The sequence below is a fragment of the Fictibacillus halophilus genome, from assembly GCF_042680145.1.
In the GTDB taxonomy this organism is placed as follows: Bacteria; Bacillota; Bacilli; order Bacillales; family Fictibacillaceae; genus Fictibacillus; species Fictibacillus halophilus_A.
Window position 1 is genome coordinate 620,378 of sequence record NZ_JBHTNQ010000001.1, and the last position, 17,314, is coordinate 637,691.

Genomic DNA, 17,314 nt, shown 5'->3' on the forward strand with positions numbered 1-17,314 from the left:
CATACTATAATAATTCCGGGTATAGTGAAAGTAAAACCTGGTAAGGAGGGATGAGTTATGCTTACAATCACTAACCATGAACAGCTAACTACGAAGCCTTTAGATTTGCCAGTACCAAGCTACGTCCTAAGTGAAAAACCAATTTCTGAGCAAGACAAGCAAAAGCCAGAATTCGAACTTACGTCATTGAATCCGAAATAGAAGACATACAAAAAAGAGCTTAGATCATTCGTGATCTGGCTCTTTTCCTATTCTAGCTGCTTACTGACAGTGTTATCCTGATCCTGTTCACGATTCCATGAATGATATTGCTTGGAATGATGGAACCTGTTTTTTCAGACGAGGCCAGAAACAAAATTGACTGGCAGTGTGTTAATTCCAATTTGTTCCTCCTGGCTTATTTGTTATGTTATGGTAATTGTAAATGAATTTACTTTCAACAGGAGAAGTTTTTGAAAAATATCATGATAACAGTACAGATAATTTAAAGAGATTGAAGGGAAAGATAAAAATGAATAAACTAGGTGTCTTTTCGTTTCTCATGGTTATCGCTAGTGTTGTTTCATTTTTTCTATTGAGAGGACCGAATGCGGATCTATCGACAGGTATTATCGTTCTAGGTTCACTTTCATTAATCGGAGTTGTACTAGCGGTACTATCGAAAAAGTGGCTATCAGGTATATTTGGTGTACTACTAAATGGAGCAGTCTTGACCTTTGCTTTTCTCTTATTGCTCGCAAAAGGAATTGGTGGTTAAGGACTAATGTTTAATCCAAAGGGGAGTCCAGGGTGAAACTAAAAGTTGGGAATATCATTACTTTTGAACGGATGTTTACAAAAGAAGATGTTGAGATGTTTACAAAACTCTCTTGGGATGAGGGAGATCACCATATACACCCTGATGAACAGGGGAGACTTGTTATCCAGGGGTTGTTGACGGCTACATTGCCAACAAAAATTGGCGGAGAAAACAATGTGCTCGCTCGTACGATGAACTTCGAGTTTTTGAGACCAGTTTTTACTGGAGATACAATCTTATGTGAAGTGCGAATCGAAAAGTTAGAACCGAGAGATAACAATCGAACATCGATCATGGCCACTTTCCTTTGCACGAATCAAAATGAGAAACATGTATTAAGAGGAAGCTTTGCAGGAGTCATCCTATCAAGTTAGCAGCTCAGGTTTATGACATTTGAGCTGTTTTTTATATACAAAAACACCGCAAACGCGGTGCTGTATGCTCATTTGATTTGGTTTCTTTGTTCCTGAATAATCTTATAAAAATAAATAGAACCATGACCTCCGGCGATGCCTAAAGGCAAGATAATAAAAGGTGCCCAGGTTTTGTCGTGCAAACCAAACACGTAGAAGATCCCATAAATGATGATCATCGTCATAATGCTAAATATGAATCGGATAAAATAGTCTTTCACCGTTAACGCTCCTCATTGCTATGTTTGTTTTATAGTACCACAATTCATAAAAGAGCAGGATTCAATATTGGTTTTAAAGAATGGAGTAACCGAAGCAAAAAGGAGTGGTAAACCATGTCTTATTGTAAAGTAGAGAAAGCGGATATCTATTATGAAGAAATCGGATCTGGAACACCGATCCTCATGATCCACGGATTCTCACCTGATCATCGTCTGATGAAAGGCTGTATGGAACCGATCTTTCAAGTGAGGTATGGATACAGACGCATCTATATCGACCTGCCAGGAATGGGGCAGACCAAAGACTATGAATCTATTCAGAACTCTGATGAGATGCTGGAGGCGGTTGTTCAGTTCATTGAAACGATATTGCCCAACCAGTCATTCTTGATTGCAGGAGAGTCTTATGGCGGCTACATCACAAGGGGAGTTATCGCGAAAATGCCTGAGCGAGTAATGGGTGCAGCGTTTATCTGTCCGATGATCATACCTGATAAAAACGAGAGAACACTACCGGAGCATGCCAACATAGAGATCGATGAGGAATTCCTCGCTACCTTAACAGAAGAAGAAAGAGAAGACTTCAAAGGGATTCACGTGAAGTTAAATGAATACACGTGGAAAAGGTATAACGAAGAAGTCGTAGCCGGAATGAAGATAGCAGATCAAGCATTCTTAGAAAAAATCTCACAAGCTTATGGATTCACGTTCAAAATCGACCAAGAAGTGTTTCCGAAACCAAGTGTGTTTCTGGCGGGGAAGCAAGATCACATTACAGGATATCAAGATGTATACGAAATACTTGATAAATATCCAAGAGCTACGTTTTCTATACTAGATACTGCGGGGCATAATTTGCAGATTGAGCAAGCAGATTTGTTAAATGTACATATTAGTGAGTGGTTGAATCGTGTGTATAATTATAGTACTGGAATATAAAATTTAAGTATGGAATGAGAAAGTCACCTTTAATAGGGTGGCTTTTTGCATAGAAAAAAGGAATATTTTAACTAAAATATTTTCTTGAAATACCTTCCAAAAGGAATTATTATTAATTTTGGAAATGAATGCTAATGTATTAAAAAGGGAGAAATGAAAATTGGAGAAATATTTACTTGTGTTAATTGCTTTGTTTATTTTAGTACTGCCTCATCAAGGGTTTGCTCACTCTGGAAGAACTGACGGTAGCGGGGGACATAACTGTTCAGCGAAGTCTCAGGCAAAAGGATTATGTACGGGGTATCATTATCATAATGGGGGAGGATCTAGTGGTGGTTCAACTCCAGCTCCGGCACCCTCACCTAAACCTGCTCCAGCAACTCGAAGTGCTAAAGATTGTTCAGATTTTGCTAACTATGATGAAGTAGTAGCTTATTGGAATGCAAAAGGTTATTCTGCGACAAATGATCCGGAGAGATTAGATGGATTTGGTAATGTTGTAGATGATGGTATTCCATGTGAAGTTCCAAGTGGATATGATACGGCAACAATTAACGGTAGTCCAAAACAGATTGAGCAGCAAGATTCAGCAAAAGGGGAAAAAGTAGGCTATCAAAAAGGATTGGCTGATGGAATGAAAGGTGCAGAGGAAAACGATTCTTCTACTGGTTCAGCAGCTTACCAATCTGGCTATAGCACGGGTTATTCTAAAGGGTATACTGAAGGAATGCAAAAGTTTGAAGAGCAGAAAAAAGCTGTTGAGAAAGAAGGATATGAAGCAGGTAAGAAGCAAGATAAGTTAGTCCTGCCTGCAAAGTATCAAGGTAACGCACTTTTAAAACAAGAATACGAAAATGGTTTTAACCTAGCTTTAAAAGAAAAAGAAGAAGCACAGATTGCTAGTTTTCAAGAAAAAGGGCTTGAAGATGGAACGAAAGATATTAAGAATACTCCTGAAAATGCAAGTCAAACTTTAATAAGCGCATATCTTTCTGGATATGAGGAAGGCCAAAAGAAATTAAAAGAAAAGTATTTAAAAATGGGCTATAATGCTGCATTTACAATGATTTCTTATAAAAAGCCTGCTCTAGAAAAAGAAAAGTATATTAAGTGGTATAAAGAAGGATTTGAATCCAATAAAGAAGTCGGAAAAATAGAAAAAGTAGCATACGAGATGGGTCTAAATGAAGAAAAGTATGAAGTCCCTCAAAAATACCTGAAAGCAGAAACGGTGTTTAAACATCACTATGGATTAGGAGAACAAGCTGCAGAGGATGCTGATGAAGCAAACACAATGATTTTTGGTTTAGGAATAGCTGCTTGGTTAGGAAGACGATTCTATGTGGCTCGTAAAATGGTAGCTTAAGGAGAGAGTAAGATGGGGATCTATCAAAAGATATGTTACAAAACAGAAGATTTATTCGTAAAGCTTTTGACTAAGAAGCAAGATAATGTCCTAGTGAATGAAAAAGTTCAAACTTATCGAAGTAATAAAGAAGCTGCGAAAGAACAAAAGCGTATGAAAAGAAAACAAGCCGCTGAAGAACGCCAACGACATCTTGAGGCACAGAAAGCAAAAGAAAAACAAGAAGTTGAAAATCTATTAAAGTCACTAGTAAATGACTCTTACACGACTTACGAATTTAATGAAGTGAAAAATAATAAGGCATTCTTTCAATCTCTTATACGAAATGTGTTTGAGCCGGATGAAAAAGGATTAACCTTCTTATTCTGTGAGTTCGATAAAAGCAGTAAAAAAGAAATTAAAGGTTATTTAATCGCTACCAACAAACGAGTATGGTTTGTAGATAAGTCGTTAAGCTTCCAACAAAAATTTCGATATCAGACCATCAAAGATATCAAATGGTTCAACGACGGCATGCTGGAAAAAGGTCTCTACATGCAATACGGTGTTAAACGACTTGAGTTTGATGAAATTTTTGATAAAGAGCAGATGATTCGTGTTGGGAATAAGATATTAAATCAAATATGAAATAAAAATACTTGGATGAAAAGTTCCAAGTGTTTTTTTCATATATTACTTTTTTTGGTAGGTGTTTATTGATACTATAAAATATGAGAAAAATAGTTATTCGTGGTTCACATTTAATTTATATGGGTATTCAGGAAGAAAATCACCAAATCATTTTTTAAGTATAGTAAAATAAGAAATAGAATCAATTGAGGAGAGATATTGTGATAAAAAACGATTTTGTTTACTATTTAGATCAATTTAATGTTTTATCACCTAATCATGCAAAGATTTATGATGAGTACACAAATGCAAATGAAAAATTCACATTTACAATTAAAACAAAAGTAGAAGAATATTTGAAAAGTATTTTTAACACCAATCCACAAAGTATAATACTTACAGGAAATGCCGGAGATGGTAAAACTAGACTATGTCGTCAAATTTATAATTCACTAAGTAAAGAAAAATTAAATGAATGGCCAGAGAGTGGAATTATAGATTTGAATTTTTCAAAAGGAATTCTGAGAATTGTAAAAGATCTTTCAGAGTTAAAGGAAGAAATAATATACAGAGAGTTAAATAGTTTAAACCAATACGTTAGTAATGGACATGAAGAAAAAATTTATTACTTAATAGCAGCCAATGAAGGAAAGCTTTCAAAATTTTTAAGTCAATACGATGAATTAGAAGCACTACGAGAAATGGTGAAATCTAGGTTTCATACACATGAAAATAATGATAATCAGTTTTCAATTATCAATTTATTAGATGTAACCTCATCTGTTTATGTAGAAAAAGTACTAAAAGAATGGAACAAAGAAGAAAATTGGGATGTTTGTAAGGAATGTCCGATAAATAAGAGATGTATTATTTTTCATAATCACAAAAAATCATCCGAAGAAAATGTTCAAAAATCGATAGTTAATCAGTATCGTATCTTAGATTATTTAAATACTCATATAACTATGAGAGAAATGTTAATACATAATAGTTACGTACTGACAGGTGGATATACATGTGCTGATATTTATAAAGCTGATTATCAAGAATTAGAAGAACAAACCAAAAAAGTGTATTACCAAAACTTTTTCGGGCATGGGGTTAGTCATGAAGCTTTTTCGGAAATGAAAGCTATGAAAATATTTAAATCAATTGATCCAGGAGTTTATTCCCATTCCGTCGTGGATGACTTTATTATCAATGGAGATATCTCTGGAAATAATGATTTAGAACAAAATCATAAAAGTATATTTAATGACTCAATTGACTTGCAATTTGGTTACTTTCTAAAACAGTTGAAGCTTTACAGGGATCATAATAAAACAAGTGATCATGGACTTGTTACTAAATGGATACCTCAATTAAGAAGGAAATTATTTTTTGAATTAGATAATACAGAACATATAAATATTAAAGCTTTGCTGCCCTTTGAATATGTTTCTGATTATGAAAAGCTATTTGATGATAAACAAAAGCAAAACTTAATAAGGAAAGAACTAACAAATGGTTTAAATAGAGCTTTTTCAAAAAAGTTAGTTGAAAATCAAAGAAATGTTCAATTAATTGCTACAAGTGAAAATTTATTGATACATGAAAGTTTCCAAAATAGAAGGATTAATCTTGAGCAAGAGGTTGGAAGAGAGGATTTAGATAGAATATCTTCTGTATTCAAATTGATAGTTGATGATGAATTAGAGTTATCACTTAACTTGTTCTTATTTGAATTTTTAATGCGAGTAAACGGTGGATCAACTTTGAACATTTTACAACAAGAAGTTGAAATTTTGATTGATACTTTCAAAAATGAACTTATACAGATTAGTCAACCAAATGATTATGAGTTAAATGTATTGCGGTTGGATAAAAATAAAGGTTTATATATTGAAGATACAATAATGATTCCTTAGGAGATGATATATATGGCTTCTGGAGTTGAAAGTTTTTCTGCAACTTTAGCAAGTACGATTTGGGGGCACAGGTTTATGGATGGACAAAAAGGCCCTGAATATGTTTTGGAATTTTTAAATGTTTTAGTCGGAACTAATTATAACTTACATTCAAACGGATATTATAGAAGAAAAACTGCAGGATTTAGGCAGTTTGTATTTGAAGGAGATAAAGAAGGTAGTAAAAACGATATAGTGTCATTAACAGTAGATCAAAAAAAAGTTCTTTATTCACTAATGGAAGATCCTGAAAAAATTGATGTAGTTAGAGAGTTTTTTAGAAATTTAGAAGTGCCTTTATATGATGGTAGAGGTAAAGAGGCTAATCGTTCTTGGTATGCTAAATCATTATATCCAATTCATGAATCATTATTATTTTTCGAGTTGAGAAAGAATAAAAACTCAATTAGTTTTGAGAGGAATTTCTTTGCAAGAGGTGGGGAATTATACTTTCTAATGCTTGCATATGGAACTCAAAATGAAGTACTGCTAAAAGAAAAAATAGAGACTAAGATGAGATTATTGTTACAAAAAAACAAATCAATTAATAGTATTACTAAATTATTTACTAATGCTTTAGATGCTGATGAAAAAGAAACTGAGCCAGCTCCATTAAAATATCATGAAACAAGGGAATATCCACAATTACCAGTAAGTGATCATTATTTATTTCCTAAGTTTGCTAGAGAAATAAATAATTTATTAAATCTTAATATTGATATTTATGAAATGTTTAAACTGTTAACAAGCTTAATTTGTTTTCAATTACTTAGATATATGCAACAAAGAGTGGAAATGAATGGACGATCGTTATTTTTTATAGATAGTATGGATGGTCAGTCTAAACAAATTCAAAAACTTTCTTCAGAAAGTTTTATAAAAAATGAGTTAAACGTTAAAGAAAAGTTTGAAGTTGAATTTGACAACCTATTTTACAAGTCTCTAGGTGACATTGAGGGAAATCTTTCCTTTTGGAAAGAAAATCCAAACGAATTCTTAAGTGTTATTGGATTGAAATCATTGCAGCAAGCCAGAAAGAAAAGAATATTGAAAACGTTAGAAAGCTGTAAAAATATTGATGATGTTTCATCCAAACTTTTTGTGGTTGTTAAGGAAGTTGTTGGAGATCAATTGAAAAAACACCAATTAAGTATTGTAAGGGGAATTGTACGTGATGGTGGAATCGGAGGATACCGAACAGGGTCAAAATATCGTTATTTTATGTCTGATGATTTCTTAAAAACCATAGTTTTTTGTAACATTTATCCTAAACAAGAAATGGAATTTAGTGAGTTTATTGAGTTGCTGTATAAGGAGTATGGTTTTGTTATTGGAGAAAAACAAGCTAAAGAAAGTGGTATTTATTCAAAATCTAGATTGAACATTAGCTATTTCCAAAAGAATGAGAATTACTTACGGGAGAAATTAAAACAAAATGGACTTCTCATTGAATACTCCGATGCTACAGCCATGATCCATAATCCTTTTGAAAGCATTGAAGAAGAGGTGCTTGCATGATTACAAAAAATGAAAGTATTACAACAAATAATGGGCTCATTGCAAAGTGGATAAAAAGAATATTTATAAGTCACTTCAGAGAACAAAAGAATGTTAATACAGAAAAAATATTTATTAAGGTTTCTGGTTTTACTGAAGACCAAGTAATTTCTATTTTAAAAGAAATTAAAGATTCATCGCTAGAATTAGCCAATTACTATAAACCAACTATAAGAACCATAACTCCAATTCAAGGTTTTGAAGATTTTAGTTACAGAGAAAGTGAAACTAGCACTTGGCTAAGAAATAACACAGGATTTGGTGAAGCTTTAGTATTAATTATTAATGAGAATACCCCTGAAGCCCAAAGTCTAGAAAATTTGTATTCAATAGACGAGTCTTATCTGATATCAAAAGAAGGGTTAACTAATTTATATTCGATTCTTTCTAGTAATTTCAAGCTTGCAGCTGAGGAAATTGACGATATTAAAACATTCTTTAATTTATTCAATAAAATTAATGAACCACAGTTATTGGATTTAGTTAATTTTATAGCTGCTATTTTAAATGAAGAAAATGATCAACTTCCTTCAATAGTTCAAAGGATTCAAAAACATCTTCCTGAACTAAATCTATTTAAGGATTCACACCTGATTTTAAGCGATTCAAGTTATCCTAGAATTAAAAATAATTTCTTTTTATCCAACTTACAAACTGCTTCATCTACAATGGATACAGAGAAATTGCTAGATAAAGTGTATAGTTTTTTAGATTCAGAAGATAGTCAAAATGATTACTTGGAAGATATTGATGTTAAAGATTTTAGAAATGATGCAATTGAATTTTTGAATCATAAATCAAAAAAATTATTAAATTATGAATATGAATTTGTTGATTATCTCTTTAAGTTTAAAGAAAAAGATAAAGACTTAGTAACTAAAGTTAAAGATATATTTGCAATAGAAGAGTTAAATAAGGAAGAAAAAAGGCAAGTGGACCAGGGAATAGAAGCACTTGAAAATAAAGAAGATCCAGAAAAAATCCAAGAATTTATTGATGAATTTTCTGCAGTTCTGGATAAGACCCCTGGTATTATTAAGAGTATAAATCGAGTTGTTGACAAGTTAAGACATCCTTCAGAATATGAAGACTTATCACATGCACTATTAAATGAATCTTTTAACTTAATTGAAGAACATATGGATTCGATAAATGAAGAAAACGTAAACTTTACAATTAGTCTATTAAGTAAAAAAATTAGTACGAGAGTAAAAAAACTAATTGAAATATACTTACTAAATATAGATAAAGTATTACCTGATTTCACCTTTGAAAATGAATCAGTTCCATCTGTTTGTGATGAAACGTGTAAAGAAAATGAGATTACTTTAGGACTAAGTTTATTTATCGGGGATAAATTTCAAAAACAGAATAAAGTAAAGCTTCTAAATTTCAATGATAATAACTTGTACCAGTTAATCCAATTTGTTGATGAAGGTAAGATTCCTTATATAAAAAACTATTTGGAAAACGAAGTAGAAGTGCTAGATACAAATAAATATATAAGTGAAAATGCAGATTTATATATTGCTGCGAAGAATGAGGAAATGAAAGTTGCTATTAATAATCTAAATGAATTTTCAGATTATTACATTCGCTTATTAAACGGATTAAATGCAAATGGAATATTCTCAGTTTCTGTAAAAAGTCTTGAAGAACGCGTTGAAACTTATACGAAAAATATCTATCAATCTGTTTCAGTTTCTAAAGAAATTTATAGATCCCTAAATATTATGGGGGCTATTGATACTCTAAATTGTAAAATTAATGAACCAGGATATTCCGAAGAAAGAATAATTACTGTGTTAAACCCCATACGTTTATTAAGCTATTTACATCGATTTATTAAAATTAATGAACAAATTCAAACTTGGATCTCGAAGGCTGTAGCAAATGATTTAGAAATATTGAAACTTAATGAATACTTAGAGTATGCAGCAGAACAAACAATGTATTTAGCTCCTAGGTATTTTACTAGTGATGGGGACGAATCGTTTTTAATTGAAGTTAGCGAACGGATGGGGGAGGGATTCTTTACATTAAATACTGCCCCAGTAAAAAATCAGGATCATTTGGCTAAAGAATTTTCAGAAGAACTGCTGAAGGTTTCGAAAAATTATCTAGAGGTATATCCGTACGCAAAAGATGGTTTAGATTTATTGTTTTTGTACTGTCAAAGCGCAGATGTTGTGATTAGCTCAATAGAAACACTTAATAAAAATTTGAAAGGGATCACAAAGTTAAAAATTAGTGTTCATAGTACACAAGCAGCTACTTTACATCAGAAGTTAAACAAATGGATAGCTCAGCGTGAAGAGTTCATAAAGCCTGCGGATCAAGGGAAATTTCCTATCGTAGAATTGAAAGTAATTTCCGGAGATAAAATATCTGATATTTCTAATCATATAAAGCAACATATGATTGATGCTGACTTAGTAGTATTAACTGATTACTTTGGTCATAGCAATCAAATTAAGTATGGATTTGACAAAATTTCTCCTGTGTTGAAAGATGATTGGTTTGTAAAACCATTTAAAGAACCTTTGTTAGACAAAGAGGCTATAAAAAGGATTCCATTTGTAAGCGAACATTTACCAAAAGTTCAGCAAGATTTTTATCAATTACAATATATTATACAAAGCAGTACTATGCCTGATCAAAATGAACTTTATGTGCTTAAAAACAAAATTGCTATAACAAATTTTTCTGATAATACACTAATAGATTTTATGCATGATAACTTTAACTGGATCATGATAATGGACAGATTTTTAGATAAATCGCTATTACAAAAAGCATCTTCCAAAGCTCAGATTATTCAATACAAATCCAAAGCAGGTGTTAATAAAAATTATAAATTAATATTGTCATCATCCCAGTATGTTAGAAAATTAAGTTCGAAAGTTAATGATTATGCTTACTATGATAGGTTAACTAGAAAACTAAAAGAAATATTAAAAAATGAAGATATATCGAATGAAAAAGTAGTTGAGTCTGTAAATTTAGTAAAAGAAATTTCAGGAGCGCTTGTCTTAAAAGTTATTGGTCCGGGTAAGTATGCACATGAGATGATGGCTACTTATCTTTCGATCAAAAACAATAAAAAAGAAGATAAGGGATTATCGGTCTGGTCAATTTGTGATGAACTCCCATGGTTTGCTAACAATAAAAGAAGACCAGATCTAGTATTAACTACAATCAAAATTAATGATTCAGGAAAAATTAATATTACTTTTGAGTTGAAAGAGTTAAAGTTTATAAATCATAGAATTTTTGACCGTGAAAGAGCAGATAGCTTGAAGCAAATTCAAGCAGGAAAACAACTTTATGAGAGTATATTTAATTTCTCTAAATTAAAAACCGATTCAGCTTTCTGGAAAGAAGAATTACTACATTACTTTATTGAAAAAGATTCTTACTCGACTGAAGAGGCTGATGTATTAACAAAACTTCAGTATACAAATACAAAAGATATTAATGTAGAATTTAAAGCTAGTGTAGATGTATATTGCTACACATCTAATTTATCTGAATATAGTTTTGAGAAAGTTAAAGATGGAATGTTTCAAGAAGTTGATGAAGAATATACAACAAATTTATTTAACCGATATTATATCTTGAAAGAACTAGGTGCTCATGAGAGTCAGCAACCATCTTATGAGGAACTTAACGATGTTACTAGTTTGGAAGAACAATTGAAAAATGAAGAAATAATTTTAAAAATAACAGCTGAAGATCCATCTGATTATGGGACTGATGAAAGTAGAAATGTCAACAAGGAGGAAATAGAACAAGGCACAGGTACCGAAGTGACAGGATCAAATGAAGGTTATTCAGAAGAAAAACATAATAACAAAGAAACTGTTAAGGAAGAGCAAGTAACAGAAAAAACAATTTCTGAAGATAAACAGCCAAGTAAAGATTCTAAAATTCATTATCCTGAAATTATTGCATTAAAAGATCTAGATGTTAGTAAGAAGATTACTACTAATGACTATTTTGAAATCAAGAACCAATACCAAAATTTACTTATTCGAAATTTTAATAAGAATGGTATTTCAATAAAGGTTAAAGAAATAATTGTTGGTTCAAGCGTTATAAGAATGATTATTGGAATTCCAAGTGATGTATCTGCAAAGAAAATTACTTCTCGTGGAAATGATATTCAACTTTGGTTAGGTTTAAATAATGAACCGCATATCTTTATTAATAGTAAGGGAATTAATATTGATATTGTAAGAGAAGAACCTGATACAATTTACTTTGAAGATTTTATGAAACTTACAAGAAAACAACATCAAGATAAAATTAAAGAAAACAATTTAATTGCTCCGCTTGGTTTAGATCCATTAAACAAAGTTATTTATATTGATTTGTCTGATTCTACAACACCACATTTGCTTACTGGTGGAACTACTGGTAGTGGTAAAAGTGTTACTCTTAATTCAGTAATTTTAGGATTAATGTGTTTATATAAACCTAAAAATGTAGAATTTATATTTATTGATCCTAAAAAGGTAGAATTTACGATATATCAAAATAGAAAACATACACAAAAGGTTATTACAGATATTAATGAGTCAGTAATTGCTCTAGAGAATCTCATTAACGAAATGGAACATCGATATTCGATGTTTGCAGAAGTGGGAGCAACTAACCTTGAGGAATATCAAGAAATTGAAGATGTTATTTTACCAAGACTTGTCTGTGTATTCGATGAATTTGCTGACTTTATGAGTCAAGAAAAAGAAGTTTCTAAACGCGTTGAAAATGCGATATTAAGGCTTGGTCAAAAAGCTAGGGCAGCAGGAATCCATTTAATAATATGCACACAGAACCCTAAGGCAGATATTATTAATACTAATATTAGAAATAATTTAGGGGCAAGGTTAGCTCTTCGTGCCGCTGATGCAAATGCCTCTCAAGTAATTCTTGATTCTGACGGTGCTGAACGTTTGGCAGGAAAAGGAGATTTTCTTGCAAAGGTGTCATACGGAAATATTGAAAGAGGAAAGAGTCCTTTCCTAACACCTAAAGTTAAAGCTGCTTTATTGAGTTATTTTAAAAATTAAGGAAAGAACAGCATCTAGGTGAGAATCTAGATGCCTTCTTTTCAACGTTAATACTACTGGAGGAATTTCACCAGTAATTAAAGGATGAGAAGTAATGGGTTATGGACAACATCAAAGTTTTTATTTGAGAGATAGATGGCTACCAAAAGCTATTAAAGAAATTAGTAATGATGAAAGATTTTTTTATGATAAACAAGCGTTCGAAAAGATTGGTCTAGGGAAAAATATGGTTCAATCTCTAAGGTATTGGGCCGTTGCAACAAATGTAATAGGAGAAGAATTTAGCAAAGAAAGACAAAAATCTCATTACATTACCGATTTTGGTAATATGCTTAATAAGTTTGATAAATCTATACAGTTAAATGATAGTGCCTCGCTCATTCACTACTTTTTAACAAGACAAAAAGAACCTAGTACAGTTTTTTACTGGTTTTTTAATGAATATACACAAAACGTTACATCTAAAGAAGAACTAATTAATCAATTTAAACAATGGGTCGAGCATAATGAAAATAAAACAGTTTCATTAAATTCTCTTAAAAAAGATATTGACTGCTTAATTAAATTATATACTGCTGGGCTAAATTCAGTGGATCCAGAAGAAGTTATACAAAGTCCTTTAAGTAAAATCAATTTAATAAAAGAAAAAAAGAATATTATAATGAAATATTCACCTACATATGAAGAAGTAGGACTTATTGCTTTAATGTTTGTCCTTCTAGATTATTGTTCAAGTAAAGAGATTGATTCTCTTACCGTGGATCAAATCTATGAAACGAAAGGTTTATGGGGAAAAACATTTAATCTTAGCAGAGTCCAAATAGTCTCAGCACTCGAACAACTTTCTTATGAAAAACACAACGGAATTAAATTCGTTAGAACTAATCAGCTTGATACAGTACAAGTACCTGATATTAAAGCAATAAACTTTTTAGAAGAACAGTTTCAAAGAAAGATTGAGGCATTAATATGATTACTACAAGTCAATTTTTTAAACCAAGTGTCAATATTAAATTAGATAAGAATAATCAAGTTTTATTAAAAAGTTACTTACCTACTCCATCCCATGCCGATGCTTTTTCAGGGGTTTTAAATGGTTTTATTAATCCGGAGAGTTCAAAATCCCATATTGTTATAGGAGCATATGGAACTGGGAAGTCATTTTTAGCAACATTACTTAGTGCTTTACTTTCCAAGAATATTGAAAAAAAGACATATAAATTACTTCTTAAGAAATACTCTACAGTAAATGATGAAATTCATGAAAGTCTTCAAAAAGTTTCAAAATTAAAAACATCCTATATTCCTATTCTATTGAACGGGAATGAAGGAAGTTTTAGACAAGCTATAATAAAAGCTTTGTTACGAGAAATAAATGAAAATAAGCTGGATGTTGTACTTCCTGGTGTAATTCAAAGTATTTTAGATAGTGTGAATAAATGGAAAGAAGATTATCCTCAAACTTATAAAATGTTTCAACAAGAAGCCCAGCGAGAATTTGGTACCTTCGAAAATTTCATTTTAGGGGTTCAGGGTTATAATAATAGACATATTCAGTGGTTTAAAGATATTTATCCTGATCTTACTTCTGGCTCTCGTTTTAACATAACTATTGATCAAGATTTTATTTCTCAGATTCAATATGTTATTGATCAGTTAAACAAAAAACAACTAGGAATCTTCTTTATATATGATGAGTTTGGTCGTTTTATACAATCACTTGATCAAAAACAGATTCACCAAGCGATGCAGGACATCCAGGATTTAGCAGAACTTTGTAATAGTTATTCAAACCAAGCCCACTTATTATTAATTACACATAAGAACTTAAGAAATTATTCTTTTAAATTTAATGAGGAATTAAACGATGAATTTGGAAGAATTGAAAAAAGGTTCGTAAGTTATAGTATTAACAGCGATCCTTCTACATTTCTAAGATTAAGTCATGAAGTCATTAGCAGCTTTAGGCAGAAATATCATGTAAAAGCTGATAAAAATTATAAAGATCAGATGCTATCAGCCTTGAGAATGTTTCCGCTATTCCCTGAGCTAAATAATGTTGAGGTTGAAAATATAGTTGTAGATGGTTCCTATCCTCTGCATCCTGTTACAATTTATATGTTGCCAGTTTTGTCTAATATTTTTGCTCAAAATGAAAGAACTCTATTTACATTTTTAGAAAGTAATGAAGCTGGTGGTCTGGTTGACCATATTAAAAATGACAATGGTATATATTTGCCATATAAGCTTTTTGATTACTTTTTTAGTTCTTCTTCAATGGATAATATACCAGAAGAGCTGAAAATTTACAGAAAAGTAATACAAAAACTACCTTTTGACGAAGACAGTCTAGAGGTACAACTTATAAAATTTATAGCCCTGTGGAATATTAGTGGGCTTCAAGCAAAATTTAAATTAACTGATGAATTTATATCTTTTGCACTCGATTATAATTTGTTATTAAACTCTCAATTGAACCAATTAAGAGATTTAAAAGCGGTTCGATATAATAGAATTTATGGTTATTGGGAACTTTTTAATGGTAGTTCGGTAAATGTGGATGAAATTATAGAAGAGAAAGATAGAGAATTAAGTTTATCTAAAGCAAAACAGCTTGACTTAATTCAGAAATTTATTACGCCAAAATATTACTTAGCGAATGAGTATAACTATCAAAAAAGTATGACACGATTCTGTTCCGTGTTACCTATTTATGCTTCTAGTTTAATAGAAGGTATAGTGGATACGGAGCAGTTAAAAAAGGTGAACAATGCAGACTCAATCTTAATTAACGTTTTATTAGATAATAATACTAATAAACAAGACTTAATAGATGAGCTATTAAACTGGAATGATAAGGATGTTATATTTGCGATACCTTCATTCAATTATCAACTCATAGAACCTTCATTGAGAAGATATACAATAGTAAACAATCTTTTAGAAGATAAATTCTTTTTGCAAGAAGATCCTGATTTACGAAAAGAATTATTATTATCATTAGAAGATATTGAATTTGAAATTAATGAAATTCTCTTAAACTATAGTTCGTTTAAAAATGAGATTACATGGATATTCGATAATAAGAAAGTATTAATTAAAAATAAAATTGTTCTAGAAAATCTCTTATCAGAGTTAATGTCAAAGATCTATCCATATACACCGGAAGTTAGAAATGATGCATTTAATAGAAGGAATATAACAACTGTACAGAAAAAGGCTGCAATTAAAGTCGTAGATTACATTATCAATCATCGTACTGGAAGTAGTTTCGATATAGAGGGAAATGGACCTGATTATTTGATTTATGCAACACTTTTAAAGAATAATGGAATTGAGATCAACGATTTATCTAATATTCAGAACAAACATATTTCAAAACTTAAAGAAGAACTAATAAATGTAATTTCAAAGAACAATCAAGGAACATTACAAGAAATAACAAAAATTTTTACTGAACAGCCATTTGGTATTAGAAAACCATTGATTCCTATCCTTCTAGTAACATTACTAAAAGAGCACTGGAATAAAATTCTTTTTTACCGAAACGGAATGTATATCTCAGAAGTTAATGGTGAGTTTCTTTATAGTATGATTGAAGAAGAAACTGAGTTTGAATACCGCTACTTCGAAATTAAAGAAAAATATTATTCACTATTACATGATATAAATAAATTATTCAATGATAATCAAGAAGATATCTCTATTTATCATCCACTATATTTACAACATGTACTTTTAAGTTGGCTTAGATCTCTACCTAGAGTAGCGCAAATTACATTGAATATGAATGAACATGCTGTTAAGTTAAAAGAAATTATTAGATATCTAGAGGTTGATCCTCAAAAATCACTTGACTCTTTAAAACGTTTATTTAATGAAGATGCATTTGATCTCAAATCTATTAAAACAGAGATTGAAAATTATTATTCACGCCAGGAACAATTCATTAAAAATGAATTATTTAAACTTTCTGGTACAAAAAATTATGAAGAACTTTGGAACTGGGCTTGGGACCAGAGTGAAGAAGCGAAAAAAAATAACAACTTAATAGTAACAATATTAAACTCAAAGAGTCACGAATGGATTGACGAATTGTCTTTCAATGTAGTAGGTGTTGAAAGAAAAGATTGGTCTGACACTACCTTCGAGATGTTTATATCTCAAATTAAATATTGGCATGATAAGTTGTCGGAATCAAATAATGAAAACAGTATTGAAATTAAAATTGGTGATCAGACAAAAATTATAAATAATGTTCAGTTGACACATAAGTCTGAGCTGATTTATCAAAATGTAAACCGTATTATTAAAAATGCTGGGAGAACAGTTTCAAAAGAAGAAGTAGAGATCATTGTTTTTAAGTTAGTAAACGAGTTTATAAAATAGAAA

13 protein-coding genes are annotated in these 17,314 nt (G+C 31.0%); 11 read left to right on the plus strand and 2 right to left on the minus strand.

What is annotated here, in order from left to right:
• The first annotated feature begins 57 nt into the window (after window positions 1-57).
• Window positions 58-201 carry a hypothetical protein gene (locus ACFQ4X_RS03215; RefSeq protein ID WP_379833122.1) on the plus strand — a complete coding sequence of 48 codons (144 nt, stop codon included), beginning with the start codon at window positions 58-60 and terminating at the stop codon, window positions 199-201.
• Window positions 202-253: 52 nt separating this feature from the next.
• On the opposite strand, the gene ACFQ4X_RS03220 is transcribed toward ACFQ4X_RS03215, so the two are convergent.
• Window positions 254-382 (minus strand): hypothetical protein, encoded by a 129-nt coding sequence (locus tag ACFQ4X_RS03220; protein ID WP_379833123.1) that lies wholly within the window; start codon window positions 380-382, stop codon window positions 254-256.
• Window positions 383-511: 129 nt separating this feature from the next.
• On the opposite strand from ACFQ4X_RS03220, the gene ACFQ4X_RS03225 reads away from it, so the two are divergent.
• Together ACFQ4X_RS03225 and ACFQ4X_RS03230 are read left to right on the plus strand one after the other, a co-directional pair.
• The gene (locus ACFQ4X_RS03225) at window positions 512-757 is read left to right on the plus strand and encodes a hypothetical protein (RefSeq protein WP_379837014.1); all 246 of its coding nucleotides are present in this window, start codon (window positions 512-514) and stop codon (window positions 755-757) included.
• A gap of 32 nt (window positions 758-789) precedes the next feature.
• Window positions 790-1,173, plus strand: a complete 384-nt coding sequence (locus ACFQ4X_RS03230; RefSeq protein ID WP_379833124.1) for a hotdog domain-containing protein — start codon at window positions 790-792, stop codon at window positions 1,171-1,173.
• A 68-nt stretch (window positions 1,174-1,241) separates the two neighbouring features.
• On the opposite strand, the gene ACFQ4X_RS03235 is transcribed toward ACFQ4X_RS03230, so the two are convergent.
• A complete protein-coding gene (locus ACFQ4X_RS03235) occupies window positions 1,242-1,433 on the minus strand; it encodes a hypothetical protein (protein WP_379833125.1) in 192 nt (63 codons plus the stop codon).
• Window positions 1,434-1,547: 114 nt separating this feature from the next.
• On the opposite strand from ACFQ4X_RS03235, the gene ACFQ4X_RS03240 reads away from it, so the two are divergent.
• The 8 genes from ACFQ4X_RS03240 to ACFQ4X_RS03275 all read left to right on the plus strand — a co-directional run bounded on the left by ACFQ4X_RS03240 (window position 1,548) and on the right by ACFQ4X_RS03275 (window position 17,311).
• Window positions 1,548-2,372 (plus strand): alpha/beta fold hydrolase, encoded by an 825-nt coding sequence (locus tag ACFQ4X_RS03240; protein ID WP_379833126.1) that lies wholly within the window; start codon window positions 1,548-1,550, stop codon window positions 2,370-2,372.
• A 160-nt stretch (window positions 2,373-2,532) separates the two neighbouring features.
• Complete coding sequence (locus ACFQ4X_RS03245; protein WP_379833127.1) at window positions 2,533-3,738, plus strand: YHYH domain-containing protein; 1,206 nt, start codon at window positions 2,533-2,535, stop codon at window positions 3,736-3,738.
• A 12-nt stretch (window positions 3,739-3,750) separates the two neighbouring features.
• Window positions 3,751-4,365, plus strand: coding sequence for a PH domain-containing protein (locus tag ACFQ4X_RS03250; protein WP_379833128.1), 615 nt, complete (start codon window positions 3,751-3,753; stop codon window positions 4,363-4,365).
• Window positions 4,366-4,568: 203 nt separating this feature from the next.
• A complete protein-coding gene (locus ACFQ4X_RS03255) occupies window positions 4,569-6,254 on the plus strand; it encodes a hypothetical protein (protein ID WP_379833129.1) in 1,686 nt (561 codons plus the stop codon).
• Window positions 6,255-6,266: 12 nt separating this feature from the next.
• Entirely contained in the window at window positions 6,267-7,811 is a 1,545-nt protein-coding gene (locus tag ACFQ4X_RS03260; protein ID WP_379833130.1) for a hypothetical protein, read from the plus strand.
• Entirely contained in the window at window positions 7,808-12,922 is a 5,115-nt protein-coding gene (locus ACFQ4X_RS03265; RefSeq protein ID WP_379833131.1) for an FtsK/SpoIIIE domain-containing protein, read from the plus strand. The genes ACFQ4X_RS03260 and ACFQ4X_RS03265 overlap by 4 nt, the downstream gene beginning before the upstream one ends.
• Before the next feature lie 94 nt (window positions 12,923-13,016).
• On the plus strand, window positions 13,017-13,895 hold the full coding sequence (locus ACFQ4X_RS03270) for a DUF4007 family protein (protein ID WP_379833132.1): 879 nt from the start codon (window positions 13,017-13,019) through the stop codon (window positions 13,893-13,895).
• Window positions 13,892-17,311: a hypothetical protein gene (locus tag ACFQ4X_RS03275; RefSeq protein ID WP_379833133.1), complete on the plus strand. Its 3,420-nt coding sequence runs from the start codon at window positions 13,892-13,894 to the stop codon at window positions 17,309-17,311. Before ACFQ4X_RS03270 ends, ACFQ4X_RS03275 begins: the two co-directional genes overlap by 4 nt.
• Window positions 17,312-17,314: the final 3 nt, after the last annotated feature.

Bases quoted from the DNA above. Each gene is read 5' to 3' on its own strand.
- ACFQ4X_RS03270 (WP_379833132.1), top strand. From the start codon at position 13,017: ATGGGTTATGGACAACATCAAAGTTTTTATTTGAGAGATAGATGGCTA.
- ACFQ4X_RS03265 (WP_379833131.1), top strand. From the start codon at position 7,808: ATGATTACAAAAAATGAAAGTATTACAACAAATAATGGGCTCATTGCA.
- ACFQ4X_RS03275 (WP_379833133.1), top strand. From the start codon at position 13,892: ATGATTACTACAAGTCAATTTTTTAAACCAAGTGTCAATATTAAATTA.
- ACFQ4X_RS03215 (WP_379833122.1), top strand. From the start codon at position 58: ATGCTTACAATCACTAACCATGAACAGCTAACTACGAAGCCTTTAGAT.
- ACFQ4X_RS03225 (WP_379837014.1), top strand. From the start codon at position 512: ATGAATAAACTAGGTGTCTTTTCGTTTCTCATGGTTATCGCTAGTGTT.
- ACFQ4X_RS03260 (WP_379833130.1), top strand. From the start codon at position 6,267: ATGGCTTCTGGAGTTGAAAGTTTTTCTGCAACTTTAGCAAGTACGATT.
- ACFQ4X_RS03250 (WP_379833128.1), top strand. From the start codon at position 3,751: ATGGGGATCTATCAAAAGATATGTTACAAAACAGAAGATTTATTCGTA.
- ACFQ4X_RS03240 (WP_379833126.1), top strand. From the start codon at position 1,548: ATGTCTTATTGTAAAGTAGAGAAAGCGGATATCTATTATGAAGAAATC.